Below are 14,223 nucleotides of genomic sequence, written 5' to 3' on the forward strand. Positions count from 1 at the left end.
CCCCTACTCGTCGAGCTCGGCCCGGTCCCGGGGCGCCGGGGCCGGGAGGGCATCGGCGCAGCTGCCGTCCACCAGGCAGTGGTCGATCTTGAGCTGCTTGCCCCCGTGGCGCAGGTAGTCGCCGGCCATGTTCACCAGGAAGTTGCCGACGTCCCAGGCCCACAGGGTGTCGCAGCCGCAGGCGGTGGGATCGGGCTGGCAGGCGGCCGCGCAGGCCGCCCGGGCGTCGTCGGTCATCTCGCCGGGCTGGTCGAAGCCGTGGGCGCCGGTGGGGTTGGTCAGGGGGAAGAAGCTCGCGCTCTTCCCGCCCAGGGGATCGGTCTTCCCCAGGCCGATGTGCAGGGGCGTGGTGGTCGTGGGGTAGGTCGCGGCCCCCCAGGGGTGGGTCCCCTGGCTGAAGTTCTCCACGTCGAAGTGCACGCTGCGGCCCGCGCCATCGAAGTGGCGGGGGATCGTGTGGACGCCCTCGGCGACGTGGGTGTCGATCAGGTACTGGTTCTCGGTGGTGCCCAGGTCGGGCCGGTCCTCCAGCCACTCGATGAGGCCGGCCGCCCGACCGAAGCTCATCCCGCCGGCGACGGCGACGCTGGTGTCGCCCTGGGTGGTGATCTGGAGGATGTGGCTGCCCGTGGTCTGGCCGGTGCCCGGGTAGGTCATCGGATCGACCTGCGCGTGGCGGCCGAGGACCGCCATGTCGGAGGCGTCGAGGACCAGCTGACCGATGCCCACGAAGCGCCGCAGGTCGGGGTGGGCCCGGGGCAGGCCCATCCCCTCGGCCAGGGCCACGAGGGGATCGCCGGCCGGGATGCTCCGGTACTGGAAGCCGCCGCCGATCTCGAACTCGCTGAGCTCGAGGATCAGCTCGGCGGACTCGGGGACCTCGCACTCGGTGCCAGGCAGGTTCACCGCCCCCGCGAAGAAGCGGATGGCGATCGGATCGTCCTTGTCGGCGGCGAGGGGGGCGCGCACCCCACCGTCGGCGGCCACCAGGCCGCAGGCCCGCTCGCCGCTGTCGAGGTTCTCGACGACCATGGTGTCGCCCACGCTCACGCCCACGACGTCGGCGATGGGCACGGTGGTGGCGTCGTTCAGGTCGGGCACGATCTGCGCGACCCGCGTCGGCCCGCCGCCGAGGTCCACGTTGGCGATGAAGAAGGGCCCCATCGAGCGGAGCATGAAGCCCTCGACCGCGCCGCCCTGGGTGGTGCGCATGCCGAGGTCGGTCACCCCGCCGCCGCCGGCGAGGGGAGCGACGGCCGTCAGCTCGGGCTCCACGCTGCCCATCACCATGCTCATCATCCCGCCGAGGGAGCCGCCGATCATGGTGAGCTGGCTGCCGCGGCCGATGTCGACCTCGCCGTCGCCGTCGAAGTCACCGGCGAGGCCCTTCAGCTCACCGCCCGGCCGGCCGTCGGTGTCCACGTCCCAGGTCGTCTCCCCGTCGAAGCTGCGGACGATGCGGATGAGCTGCATGTAGTCGAGGGCGAACTGCCGCACCACGTCCCGGGTGTGGAAGAGGTAGCCGGTCCAGAAGTCGGCGGCCGAGTCGACGCTGCCGTCGCCGTCCTGATCCCAGGCGCGATCCGAGAAGATCGCGTCGATCAGGGCCGAGGCCCCCTGGGGTCCGAGGATGCCCCGGACCAGGGAGAGCTCGGCGTCGCTGACGCCGATGCCGTGGGAGGGCCCGTCGATGGAGAGGGTCGCCTGCCCGTGGCGGGCCCAGTAGGCCGCCCACTGCATCCCCTCGAAGCGGTTGGAGCCGTAGCCGTGGCCGGCGATGATCACGTCGGCCGGCTGGCCCTCACCGCGGGCGCTGACCTCCTTCCGGGGCACGGCGAGGGTGAAGTAGACGCGCTCGGGCCGGGTCTCGACGGGCACGCTGTCCAGATCCTCGGGCCAGGCCTGGTCGTTGAGGTTCGCCCAGTCCCGATCCGGGATGTAGTCCTCGTCGGCGCGCAGGCCGTCGGGATCGTAGGCGGCATCGTCGCAGCCTCCCCCGAGGAAGGGCTCGCCGCCGCCCCGGGCGTAGAGCTGGGGCGAGCAGAAGGAGCCGATCACGAAGTAGTCGATGTAGCCGATGCCCTCGATCATCTGCTGGTAGCGCACGCTGTCCTCGCGCATGCCGATGACGCCGGGGCCGAGCACCCGCATGATCTCGGCCCACTGCTCACCGTGGACGATGTGGGGCTTCTCCATGTCGGGGAAGTGGTCCCAGTCGCGCAGCTCGAGGAGGGAGTCGATCTTCGCGGGGAAGCGCTCACCGATGTGGGCCTGCAGCCCGTGACCGTAGAGGCCGTCCCGCACCGCCTTCCAGCCCGCCTCGACGGTCTGGGTGGTGAAGGTGAAGGCGTAGGCCACGTCCTCCAGCGCGATGCCGAGATCGACCGGCGCGCCCCGGAAGGTGTGGGCCTCCGCGAGGGCCTCGGCCAGGGGCTCGAGGGCCGCGGTCTGGGCCAGGTGGTGGATCCACTCGTAGGGGGAGCCCACGGGCTGACCGTCGGCGTCCAGGAGCCGCCGGGTGACCACCACCGCGTAGGTGGTGCGCTCCTGCAGGGGCAGCATCGGGCGCACGATCAGGGTGTCGGTCTGCTTCTCGTAGAAGCTCATCAGGGCGTCGGCCCGGGCCGCCAGATCCGTGGGATCGGGGTCGGCGCCGGGGAGGTAGTTGGGCTCGTCGAGGAGTCCGTCCCCGTCGGTGTCCTCCCCCGGATCGAGGACGCCGTTGCCGTTCAGGTCCTCGTCCACCTCCTCGAAGCCCAGGGAGAGGGTGTAGGCGCGCGGATCGTTGGCCCAGTACTGGGTCTGGCGCTCGACGACCACCGGGTAGTTGCCGTTGCCCAGATCGAGGTGGTGCACCTGGCCGAAGGCGGCCGAGTCGGGATCGACGTCGATCAGGTAGATCACGTCGTCCTCGAGGTCGTAGTGCACGTCGCGGTGCCGCTCGACGATGGTGCGCACGTCCAGGGGCCCGGTGAAGGGGATCGAGATCGGCTGGAAGACCCCCCAGCCGTCGAGGGCGTCGACCTTCTGCCGCACCCGGATCTCCATCGCGGTGGGCGCCACCTGCGAGGCGTTCACCCGCAGACCGGTGGCCGAGGACAGATCGGCCCGGGTGGCGATGTCGTTGGGCAGGGGGATCTCCGGCAGGGGCCGGTGCTGGAAGTCCATCTTCACCGTCGTCGCCGCGGGCCGGGCCAGGGCGATGCCCTCGGGGGCCGGAGAGCAGGCGGTGAGGGTGGAGGCGAGGAGGGCGACCGGAAGCAGATAGGCGAGCTTGCGCATGGTGTGCTCCTCCTAGAGACCGAGGGTGAGAGTGAGGCGGCCGCCGAAGAGAGGATCGCCGCCGATCCCCCCCGGACCCTGCAGCGCGGCGCCCGGCAGGAGCATCGCCCCCTCCAGGCCCATCGCCAGCAGGATCCCCTTCCACTCCCGCTGATAGCGGGCGCCGAGATCGAGCTCGAGCCCGAGGAAGGTCCCCCCCTCACCGTCGAGGGCGTTGCGGTTCACGCCGCCGGCCATCCGCGTGTTGTAGGGATCGACGAGGGGCACCGCCGCGAAGGCCAGGAGCGGCCCGCCGTAGAACTCGAGGGGCAGCGAGGAGAGGCGGTAGTAGGCGCGAGGGAAGAAGGAGACGGTGTCGGTCACCGCGCCCCGGGTGGGGAGCCGCTCGATGTCCGGCGCGGGCTGGCCCACCAGCTCGAGGTTCGAGGCGGTGGCCACCGAGCGGCCGGTCTGCGCCGCGAGGACCCAGGGGAAGAGGAGCAGCCCCTGGTCGAAGTTGCGGTCGGCCTTGAAGGCGTTCTGGCTGGCGTCGTCGAGGTTCTGATCGCCGCTGGCGTAGACCAGGTCGGCGACCACACCCCAGCCGTGGCCCTCGAAGGTCCCCCGGAGGACGCCGCCCCCCTGCAGCACCCGGTGCCGCTGGAAGTCCACGCTCGGCGCCAGGGTCGTGTTGCCGGCGACCAGGGCCAGCTCGGTGGCCAGGGTGAGGCGATAGTCCCCCTCCATCTCGACCGTGGCGCGCGCGGTGAGATCGACCACGATCACCTCGAGCCCGCCGCCGCTCTCGGCCTCCAGGTTCCGGTAGACGAGGTAGAGCCCGAAGGTGGGGGCGACCGGCGAGCCCCAGGTGGCGGCCATCACGCCCTGCCAGGCCACGTCACCCGGGAGGGTGGTGTCGTCCTGGTGGACCAGGTCGCCGGCGAGGGTGAAGGCCAGCTCCTCGGAGAGCGCCCGGGTGATCATCGCCCGCCAGACCGCGTCCCCGCCCCTCGGATCGGTGAAGGCCGCCGAGCTGGGGGTCCAGCCGTGATCGCCGTCGTTGGCCAGGAGGCCGAGGCCCCAGTGGCTGGTCATCAGGCCCGCGGCGGCCCGCCAGCCCCGCCCCTGGGCGGCGACGTGCGCCTTGCGGGGGAGGAGATCGAAGCCCTCGCTCCGGGGCAGGCCCTCGCCGGAGAGCTCGGGAGAGCCGAGGACCTCACCCGAGACGTCGGCCTCGGCGATGAGCGAGAAGGTCGCCACCGGACCCTCGTGGACCAGCGAGAGGGAGAGGCGGAGGCGGGGATCGAGGCCCGCGCCGCCCTCCAGGTTCGAGCCCGCGGCGTCGGTGGGCACCGCGCCGATCAGCTCGCCGCGGCCGTCGATCCGGCCCCGCAGCGCGAAGCGCCCCCGGTTGCGGAAGCGGGACCAGCGCCGGCCGGGCTCGGCCGATCCGGGCACCCCCTCGTCGTCGTCCGCCCCCTCGAGGGCCTCGGGCGCGGCGGCCTCGGCGGCGGCCTCCGGGGCGGTGGGGTCGTCCGCGATCGCGGCCGCGGGGGCCGAGAGCAGGACGAGGGTCAGGACGAAGAGAGCGGAGTTCGACGGACGGACGTTCACGAGACGGGCCTCCCCCGGATCGGTCGTTTCAGGGCGGGGAAACCCTATACCGCCTGGAACCCCTTTCGATACCCCGAACCGATTCAGGCGGGGGACTCCGGTGCACCCCTAGAAGCGGATGCCCAGGCGCAGGAGGTTCACATCGAGGAGGAGGGTCGGCCGGGAGCGCCGCAGGTCCCGCTCACCGAGGGCGAGGTTGCCTCCGAAGAGCGGCCCGCCGCCCGGGCAGCGCTCGCACCAGCCCACTCCGAGGCCGGCGGCGAGGCCCAGGTAGAGCCAGCGCGTCTGGAAGAGGTAGCCCACGGTGGCCACCGCGCCCAGCTCCCAGTCGGTGCCCGGGAGGTCCTCCACGATCTGCGAGCCGCAACCGAAGAGGCCGGTGGCCCCCTCCCCGGTCTGGAACCAGCGGTACTGCAGGCGGGGCTCGAGGAAGAAGCCGGAGTCCCGGTGGTGCCCCAGGGGGATCGAGAAACCCCCGGAGATCCAGGCCCCCTCGGAGCGGGTGCTGCAGCCGTACCAGTTGCCGCGGGTGTAGGTGCCGCGGACGACCAGCTGCCAGTCGGCGAGCTCGAAGAGGGAGCCGCCGGAGACGGTCAGCACCTCATCGGCGGCCATGACCGCGGTGGGCAGCGGGTGCAGCCAGAAGCCGCAGGGGCGCGACACCGGTGGCGGGGACGCGCTGGCGTGGCCCGCGAGGGTGACGATCAGGGGAAGCAGGAGCGCCGCGGAGGTCATGTTCTCCTCCCTTCCTTTTCGGTGCCTCCAACCTAGCTCCAGCCCTCCGGCCCGACAGGCGGCGCGCCTCGGGGGACCTGCGCCAGCGTGCTAGGGTCCTTCGGGTCATGCTCACCTCGATCCCGCACCGCGCCGCCCGCCACCTCTTGCCCCTCCTCCTCGCTCCCCTCCTCGCGGGCTGCCCCGGGAAGGCCGATGAGCCCGATCCCCGGATCGCCGCCCAGTGGGCGGCGCCGGCGCGCTGCGGGCAGCCGGCCTACGCCTGGCGGGAGGACCTCCCCCTCGGCGAGGTCCTGGAGCACCACCCCGGTGACCCCATGGGTCTCTTCGAGGAGCTCACCGCCGAGGCCCTCCAGAAGCTGATGGCCGACAGCGGACGGGATCTGGGGGTCGCGCCGGTGCACGACGTGGCCTCCTTCCGCCTGCGCTACCGGACGCAGGACCGGGGGGAGAGCACCGACGCCACCGCGATCCTGGCCCTGCCCCTCCTCTCCCGGGGCGAGCGCGCCACCTACCCCCTGATGGTCTACTTCCACGGCACCTCCGGCCTGAACGACGCCTGCGCGCCCTCGGCCGGGCTGGGGGACTACCTCGCCTCGATGGCCCTCGCCTCGACCGGCTTCGTGGTCGTCGCCCCGGACTACCTGGGCCTGCGCAGCCTGGGCGAGCCCTCGCCCGAGCTGCACGCCTACGTCACCGGAGAGCCCACGGCGATCACCAGCCTCGACTCGGTCCGGGCGGCCCGGGCCCTCCTGCCCCGGCTGGGGCTCGGGGTCGAGGCCAGCGAGCAGGTCGCCTTCTTCGGCGGGTCGCAGGGCGGGCACGCGGCCCTCTTCGCCGCCCGCTTCGCGCCCTACTACGCCCCCGACGCGGCGCCGGCGGTGGTGGTCGCCTCGGTGGCCCCCGCCGACGTCGTGGGCGAGGTGGTGCGCTCCACCGAGGAGCGCCTCTCGGCGACCTCGAACACCGCCGCCGTGCTGGCCGCGTGGGCGGACTGGTACGGGCTGGATCTCGCCGGGGTCCTCCTGCCACCCCACGACCGGGACGTGCCCGACTGGCTCCTCGCCAACTGCGGGATCGGGGGGCTCCCCGGGGGCGCCCCCCCGGCCGAGATCTTCACGCCCGCCTTCCTGGAGGCGGCCTCGGCGGGGTTCGCGGGAGAGGACGCCTGGAGCTGCGCGGTCAGGGAGAACAGCCTGCCGCACCTCTCCCTGGAGGCCCTGGAGGCCTTCCCCACCCTCTTCGTGCAGTCGGAGTCCGACGAGCTGGTCCACGTGCCGGCCGAGCGGGCAGCCTTCGACGCCCTCTGCGAGCAGGGGATGACCCTGGAGTACCTCGAGTGCGCCGGCGCGACCCACACCCAGGGCGCCCTGGACTCGGTGCCCCTCCAGCTCGAGTTCGTCCGGGCGCGCCTCGCCGGTGAGCCCTGGCCCGCCGAGCGGATCTGCCAGCGGAGCCCGGCGGTCGACTGCGGCTGACCCGGCGCCCTCCCCCCCACAGCCCCGGCCGGGTACACTCCCGGGCAGATTCGCCAACGACAAGGGGGACGTCCATGTCCGAGTTCGCCGAGAAGCTCAAGAGCTACCTGCCGGGGGGCGGCACCGGCCGACGGGGCCGGAGCGCCGGTCTGCTGGTGCTCATCGCGATCACCACCGTGCTCTTCTACCGGGCCTGCACCCAGTACGTGCCGCCCCACCAGTTCGCGGTGAAGGAGTCGAAGTACTTCGGCGGCATCCAGGAGGGCGTCTACGAGGGCGGCCAGCTCTACTTCCAGGGCTTCGGCGTGACCTACCACCGCTTCCCCAAGACCTGGCAGGTCCTCGACTTCAACAACAACGAGTACGAGAAGATGCTGGAGGACGAGCTCGAGGGCTACAACAACGAGGGCGCTCTGGTGATCCCCTCCTCCGAGGGCTTCCGGAACTCCTTCGAGATGACGGTCATCTACCGGATCAAGGATCCGAGCATCGTCATCGACAAGGAGCGCGGCGTGGGCATGGGGCGCCTCTACGAGAAGCACGTGCGCACCAAGACGGCGCCGGCCCTCAAGGAGGCCTTCGGCCGCCTGCAGGCGCAGGAGCTCTACGACGTGGACAAGCGCCACCCGCCCACGATCGAGGCGAAGAAGCTGCTGAACCACGAGCTCAACCCGGTGGGCATCGAGGTCGGCGAGGTGCTGGTACGCCGCTTCCGCTACATCCCCTCCTACGAGGAGAAGATCTCGGCCAAGGTGCTGCAGCGCAAGCTGCAGATCGCCAACGAGGAGCAGGCCAAGGCCGCCACCGAGGCCGCCCTGGTCCGCAAGATCAACGCCGAGGGACAGGCCAAGGTGACCATCGAGGTGCAGCGCGCCGACAAGGAGCGCCGGATCATCCTCTCGGAGGCCGAGCTCTATCAGCGGCAGAAGGACGCCGAGGGCCGCCTCCTGGTCGAGCAGGCCGAGGCCGCGGGCCAGGAGATGGTGAACAAGGCCTACGAGGGCGCGGGCTCGAACCGCATCGTCGGCATCGAGATGGCCAAGAAGGCGTCGGCCATCAAGAAGGTCTACATGACCGCCTGCGAAGACGGCGGCATCAACCCCATGGACCTCGGCAGCATGGTCCAGAAGATCGCGCAGTGAGGAGGACGCACATGAACACTCGCAAGCTCGTTCTCTTCTCCACCTTCCTCACCCTGCTCGGAAGCGCCGGCTGCGTGCCGCGCTCCACCGACGCCAACGAGGTCGGCGTTCGCTTCTGCAAGATCTTCTGCGGCGAGGAGCGCGCGGAGATCATCGAGCCGGGCCGGACCATCTTCATGGTCCCGGTGATCAACGACTGGTACACGCTCGACATCTCGATGCAGGACTTCTACATGACCCGCGACCCGGAGAGCGGGGATCGCCGGCGGCGAGACGACCTGCTCTTCAAGACCCGCGAGGGCAACAACATCTCCCAGGACGTGGTGATGACCTGGAAGCTCGACTTCCGGCAGGCCGAGCGGATCATCGAGGAGGTCGGCCCTGACATCGAGCACATCAAGGAGAAGTACGTCCGGCCCATCGCCCGAAGCGTCATCCGGGACCACTTCTCGAAGCTCAACTCGGACGAGTACTACGAGGGCCAGCGGCGCTTCGAGGAGGCCAAGAACGCCACCATCGCCCTGCGCGAGAACTTCGCCCCGTACGGCATCATCATCGACCAGGTGAACCCCCGCGCCTACCAGTTCGAGGACCCGAACTACCAGGAGGCGATCAACGCCGCGAAGGAGGCGGGGCAGGACCTCGAGAAGTACCTCCTCGAGAAGGACTCGCAGGTCGAGTTCTGGAAGAAGGAGCTCGAGAAGCAGATCGGCGCCTCGAACCAGACCATCGCCGAGGCCGGCGGCGCCTCCGGCTCGATCCGCCACGCGGCGGACGCCGCCCTCGAGGAGCGGAAGAACGAGGCCAACGCCATCCTCGCGGAGAAGGAGGCCGAGGCGAAGGCCATCCGGAAGCTCAACGAGGCGATGATGAGCCGGGGCGGTGAGACCGCGGTGAAGATGGAGTACGCCCGGCACTTCAACCCGGACCAGATCACCGTGCTGCCCTGCGCCCAGGGCTCGGGCGGGGTCACGGTGCAGCGCCTGGACATCAACGATCTCATCGCCGCCGAGACGGCGAAGGCGGCCACCCGATGACGCCCAGGCTCACCCTCGCAAGCGGCGCGCTGATCCTGGCCCTCCTGGCCGGCGGCTGCGCCCACTACGTCGTGGTGGAGGACCCGCCGGCGGTGAACCTGCGGGAGTTCACGACGATCGGGGTGGTGCAGTTCGCCTGCGAGAAGGAGCCCCTGGCCCAGAACGTCACCCAGCGCTTCATCGCGACCATGCAGAACGCCCAGCCCGGGGTGCGCGTCCAGCGGCTGGGCCCCGCCGCCGACGTGCTCGCCACCGTCGGCGGGACGAGCTTCGACGCCGCCACCCTGCAGAAGATCGGCGCCCACTGGAAGGTGGACGCCATCATCGTCGGGGAGCTGAAGGTCTCGAAGCCCCGGCCGCAGGTCCGGGTGGGCGTGAACCTCGACTCGCTCTCCGCCGACATGAACGTGGACGGTGATCTGACCGCCTCCCTCCACCCCGCGGCCGACGGCTCCCTGCTCTGGACGAACGGAGCCCACGGGACCTGGACCCTCGGCGGCGCGGGCGTGGGCAACGGGCTGCGGGTCGGCGTCAGTGACCCCGTGCAGCGCTACCACCAGATGCTCGGCGAGCTGGTGGAGGTCACCACCCGGGAGTTCCGGACGACCTGGAGACGCCAGCGGGTCGACTGAGTCCCCGAGTCGGAGACGCCTTGATAGAGCGATTCTCGAGCGAACGCGGGTGGAGCCGGGCCACAGCGGCACGGGATCTGTCCCTCGTCCTCGGGAGCGCGGGCGCCGTCGCTACCGCCGCCATTGTCCAGCACCGGGTGGTGCTGGGGGTGGAGGTCGTCACCCCTCCCATGCTGATCGTCCCGGTGGTGGTCGGGCTCGTCTTCGGGCTGGTCCTGCGCCGGGTGGTCCGCTTCCGGGAGGAGGAGCGAGCCCTGCGCGAGGCCCTCGACACGATACACCGGGAGCTCGAGAGCCGCTTCGAGGCGCGCACCCGGCAGCTGCAGCAGAAGGAGGCCGAGCTGTTCCAGGCCCAGAAGATGGAGGCCATCGGGCAGCTGGCCGGAGGGGTCGCCCACGACTTCAACAACATCCTCACCAGCATCCTCGGCGGCGCGAGCCTGCTCGAGGAGCAGCTCCCCGAGGACCAGGCCGACGCCCGGGCCATCCTCGTGGACATCCAGGACGCCAGTGAGCGGGCCGCCCGCCTGACGAAGCAGCTCCTCACCCTGAGCCGCAAGCAGATCCTCGACCCCTCGGTCCTCCTCCTCGGAGACGTGGCCGAGGCCATGCTGCCGATGCTCCGGCGGATCCTCCCGGAGGACATCTCCATCCACCTCGACCTCGTGGACGAGTGCGCGCCGATCTGGGCGGACCGCTCCCAGGTGGAGCAGGTGATCCTCAACCTCTGCGTGAACGCCCGGGACGCCCTCCCCTCCGGCGGAGAGATCCGGCTCACGGTCGGCCTCGCCCTCCGGGAGGACTGGCCCGAGGCCCTCGAGCCGATCGACGAGGGCTACTGCCTCCTCACCGTCTCCGACGACGGCCTGGGGATGAGCGAGGAGACCCGGAGCCGGATCTTCGAGCCCTTCTTCACCACCAAGACCGACCGCAAGGGCTCGGGCCTGGGCCTCTCCCTGGTCCAGGGGATCGTCGAGAGGGCCGGAGGCCTGGTCACCGTCACGAGCCAGGCCGGGGAGGGCTGCACCTTCCGGGTCTTCCTGCCACGCACCACACGGGAGGCGGAGGCGGCCGCCCCGCCCCGCCCCCCTGCCGCGCCCCGCACGGACACCCTCACCGTCCTGCTGATCGAGGACAACGCGGCGGTGCGCGGGCTGGTCCACCGGGTCCTCGAGGTGAGGGGCTTCCGGCTGCTCGAGGCCACCGACGGCGAGGAGGGCATCGCCCTGGCCCGGGGGCACGAGGGGAAGATCGACCTCGTCCTGAGCGACGTGATCATGCCCGGCGTCCACGGGCCGGAGGCCGCGGAGGAGATCCTCGCCCTCCACCCCGAGGCCCGGGTCCTCTTCATGACCGGCTACCCGGGGGAGGAGATCGAGGGGCGGATGGGGCGGCCCCTCGCGCCCTCCACCCTGGCCAAGCCCTTCAGCGTCCAGGAGCTCCTGGCCGCCATCGAGGCGACCCTGGAAGGCAAGGGCTAGGCTCGCCCACGATGGCCCTCACCTCGACCCTGCTCCGCCTCACCCTCGAGCTCTCCGACGTCGACCGGGGGGCCTACGAGACCCTCGAGCTGCGGATCGCCCAGCACCCCAGCGAGGAGCCCGAGCGCGTCGTGCTGCGCCTCCTGGCCCGGGCGCTGCTCCACGAGGAGGGGCTCGCCTTCGGGCGCGGCCTCTCCACCACCGACGAGCCCGCCCTCTGGCTCCACGACCCCACCGGCGAGGTGACGCTCTGGGTCGAGGTCGGCAAGCCCTCGGCCGAGCGCCTGCACCGGGCCAGCAAGCACGCCCCGCGGGTGGCGGTGCTGACCGATCGCGACCGCGCGCTCCTGCGTGACACCTGGGGCGGAGTGGCGATCCACCGCGCCGAGGCCCTCGAGCTCCTCCTCGTCGCCCCGGACTTCGTCCAGCAGGTGGCCGGGCGGCTCGTCCGCTCCAACACCTGGACCTTGACCGTGGTGGAGGGCGTCCTCACCCTGATCGACGGCGACGAGGTGCTCACCGGCGCCCTCGAGCGCACGACCCTCGCCCGCCTGCTCGCCTAGCTAGGGCAGGAGCTCGTCCAGGGTGAAGGTCAGGGGCTGGGCGTAGTCCGAGCCCCGGGAGAGGAAGATCGACTGGACCCCGCTGCTCCCGGGGAGCACCGCCAGGGCGTCGGCGATCTGGGCCCGGAGGGACTCCCGGACCTGCTCCTCCGTGGCGATGCCCCACTCGACGAGGGTCTCCCCGACGTTCTTGCGGGTCTTCCGGCACTCGTCGACCACCTCGACGATGGCCTCCTTCTCGATCCCGAAGTGCTCGCTCAGGTGGCGGGTGAAGGCGTACTTGGAGGCGGAGCTGGTCGCCCAGGCGACCCGCCCCTCCTGGAGGTGGACGTGGACCTCCCACTCGGCCGCGGTCGCGATGAACTCCCCGTCGGCGCCCAGCTCGGCCCACTCCCGCAGGCGGGCCACGGGATCCTCGGAGGGCTCGGGCTCGACCCGGTTCTTCTGGCGCTCGGCCAGCGCCCGCTCGATGGCCTCCTGGAGGGGCTCGATGCCCTCGTCCTTGATGACGTAGTCGAAGGCCCCCTCCCGGAGCGCCTGGCGGACCATCTGCATCTCGGTGTTGGAGGAGAGCATGATCACCGGGCACTCGGGGGCCCGCTTGAGCACGTTGGCCAGCACGTCGGTGCCCGAGAGCTCGGGCATGTTGATGTCCGTGATCAGCACGTCGAAGCCCGGCGGCCGGTCGTGGAGCATATCGAAGAAGATCTCCAGGCCCCGGGCCCCGCTCTCGGCGCCCACGACCTCGTGGCCGAGATCCTCGAGGTCGCCGAGGACCATCTCCCGGGCGATCTCGGAGTCGTCGATGAGCAGGATGCGAGCCAAGCGGCCCTCCGGCAGGAAGTCGGATCAGGTGCTTCGAGGGGGAACATAGCACTGGCGGGCCGGTATTCCAGCGAGGCGGGCCTGGCCATCCGCCCCCGCCCCGGGTAACCGTGTCGCTCCGGATGGAAGCAAGGGGAGCGAGTGGGGGCGGGGAGCCCGCCGGGGGCCTCCCGGCCTGGCTGGCGCGGCGCTCGACGCCCGCGTTCTCGGCCTACGCGATCTTCGCGGCCTTCACCGCGTACTTCTGCATGTACGCCTTCCGGAAGCCCTTCTCGGTGGCCACCTTCGAGGGGGAGACCTTCGGCCCCCTCTCCCTGAAGATCGCCCTGGTCATCTCCCAGGTCGTCGGCTACGCCCTCTCCAAGTTCATCTCGATCAAGCTGGTCTCCGAGATCCCGGCCCGCCGCCGGGCCCTGGCCCTGATCGTCCTGATCGGCCTGGCCGAGGGCGCCCTCCTCCTCTTCGCCCTCCTGCCCCCGGGGGGAAAGATCGTCGCGATCTTCCTCAACGGCCTCCCGCTGGGCGCCGTCTGGGGTCTGGTCTTCGGCTTCCTCGAGGGGCGCCGCACCTCGGAGATCCTCGGCGCCGGGCTCTCGACCTCCTACATCGTCTCGAGCGGAGCGGTGAAGACGGTGGGGAAGTGGCTCCTCCAGGCCGGGGTCTCCGAGTCGGTGATGCCCGCGCTCACCGGCCTGCTCTTCGCGCCCCTCTTCCTGGGCGCGGTCTGGCTCCTGAAGCAGCTCCCCCCACCCGACGCGGCGGACATCGCCGCCCGGACGCGCCGGCAGCCGATGCGGGGGCCGGAGCGCTGGGCCTTCTTCCGGGCCCACTGGTTCGGCCTCACGGCGCTGACCGCCCTCTACCTCCTGCTGACCGCCTACCGGGACTTCCGGGACAACTTCGCCGCCGAGCTCTGGACGGCCCTGGGCTGGGGGGAGGCGCCCCTGATCTTCACGGCCAGCGAGCTCCCGGTGGCCCTGGCGGTGATGACCGGCCTGGCGCTGATCTACCGGATCCGGGACAACGCCCGGGCCTTCTTCACCGTCCACGGGATGATGGCCGCCGGGACGATCCTCCTGGGGCTCTCCACCCTGGCCTTCGATCTGGGCCTGATCGGGGGGGCGGCCTGGATGATCGTCCTGGGGGTGGGGCTCTACCTCGCCTACGTCCCCTACGGCTGCGTCCTCTTCGACCGCCTGATCGCGGCCACCGGCGCCGCCGGCACCGCCGTCTTCATGATCTACGTGACCGACGCCTTCGGCTACGTCGGCTCGATCGGGATCCTCCTGCTGAAGAACCTCACCGCCGCCGAGCTCTCCTGGATCTCCTTCTTCCGCTTCTTCTCCCACGCCACCGCCCTCGTCTGCACCCTGGCCTTCGCCGCCAGCGCCCTCTATTTCCGTCGCCAGGGCCTGGCGGGAGCCCCCCCCGGACGCTAGAGCCTTCGAGGGCCAG

At 71.3% G+C, this 14,223-nt stretch carries 11 protein-coding genes; 7 read left to right on the plus strand and 4 right to left on the minus strand.

Translation table 11 applies throughout. From position 1 onward, the window contains the following. Window positions 1-3: 3 nt before the first annotated feature. The 3 genes from P1V51_17550 to P1V51_17560 all read right to left on the minus strand — a co-directional run bounded on the left by P1V51_17550 (window position 4) and on the right by P1V51_17560 (window position 5,610). On the minus strand, window positions 4-3,282 hold the full coding sequence (locus P1V51_17550) for a hypothetical protein (GenBank protein ID MDF1564852.1): 3,279 nt from the start codon (window positions 3,280-3,282) through the stop codon (window positions 4-6). Window positions 3,283-3,294: 12 nt separating this feature from the next. Beyond that, the gene (locus P1V51_17555; GenBank protein ID MDF1564853.1) at window positions 3,295-4,875 is read right to left on the minus strand and encodes a hypothetical protein; all 1,581 of its coding nucleotides are present in this window, start codon (window positions 4,873-4,875) and stop codon (window positions 3,295-3,297) included. A gap of 108 nt (window positions 4,876-4,983) precedes the next feature. Next, a complete protein-coding gene (locus P1V51_17560) occupies window positions 4,984-5,610 on the minus strand; it encodes a hypothetical protein (GenBank protein ID MDF1564854.1) in 627 nt (208 codons plus the stop codon). Between the two features lie 107 nt (window positions 5,611-5,717). On the opposite strand from P1V51_17560, the gene P1V51_17565 reads away from it, so the two are divergent. The 6 genes from P1V51_17565 (at window position 5,718) to P1V51_17590 (ending at window position 11,943) form a co-directional block, all read left to right on the plus strand. Further along, window positions 5,718-7,088, plus strand: a complete 1,371-nt coding sequence (locus P1V51_17565; GenBank protein MDF1564855.1) for a lipase family protein — start codon at window positions 5,718-5,720, stop codon at window positions 7,086-7,088. 74 nt (window positions 7,089-7,162) lie between these two features. After that, window positions 7,163-8,230 carry an SPFH domain-containing protein gene (locus P1V51_17570; protein MDF1564856.1) on the plus strand — a complete coding sequence of 356 codons (1,068 nt, stop codon included), beginning with the start codon at window positions 7,163-7,165 and terminating at the stop codon, window positions 8,228-8,230. 11 nt (window positions 8,231-8,241) lie between these two features. Continuing rightward, the gene (locus P1V51_17575; protein MDF1564857.1) at window positions 8,242-9,267 is read left to right on the plus strand and encodes an SPFH domain-containing protein; all 1,026 of its coding nucleotides are present in this window, start codon (window positions 8,242-8,244) and stop codon (window positions 9,265-9,267) included. Next, window positions 9,264-9,899, plus strand: a complete 636-nt coding sequence (locus tag P1V51_17580; protein ID MDF1564858.1) for a hypothetical protein — start codon at window positions 9,264-9,266, stop codon at window positions 9,897-9,899. Before P1V51_17575 ends, P1V51_17580 begins: the two co-directional genes overlap by 4 nt. 170 nt (window positions 9,900-10,069) lie before the next feature. Continuing rightward, window positions 10,070-11,380 (plus strand): ATP-binding protein, encoded by a 1,311-nt coding sequence (locus tag P1V51_17585; GenBank protein MDF1564859.1) that lies wholly within the window; start codon window positions 10,070-10,072, stop codon window positions 11,378-11,380. Between the two features lie 11 nt (window positions 11,381-11,391). After that, the gene (locus P1V51_17590) at window positions 11,392-11,943 is read left to right on the plus strand and encodes a YaeQ family protein (protein ID MDF1564860.1); all 552 of its coding nucleotides are present in this window, start codon (window positions 11,392-11,394) and stop codon (window positions 11,941-11,943) included. Here the strand turns inward: P1V51_17590 and P1V51_17595 are convergent, their stop codons facing one another. Next, window positions 11,944-12,768, minus strand: coding sequence for a response regulator (locus P1V51_17595; protein ID MDF1564861.1), 825 nt, complete (start codon window positions 12,766-12,768; stop codon window positions 11,944-11,946). 122 nt (window positions 12,769-12,890) lie between these two features. Here P1V51_17595 and P1V51_17600 point away from each other — a divergent pair, with 122 nt between their 5' ends. Next, complete coding sequence (locus P1V51_17600) at window positions 12,891-14,207, plus strand: DUF5690 family protein (protein MDF1564862.1); 1,317 nt, start codon at window positions 12,891-12,893, stop codon at window positions 14,205-14,207. The last annotated feature ends 16 nt before the right edge of the window (window positions 14,208-14,223 follow it).

This window comes from Deltaproteobacteria bacterium (genome assembly GCA_029210625.1).
GTDB lineage: Bacteria > Myxococcota > Myxococcia > SLRQ01 > SLRQ01 > JARGFU01.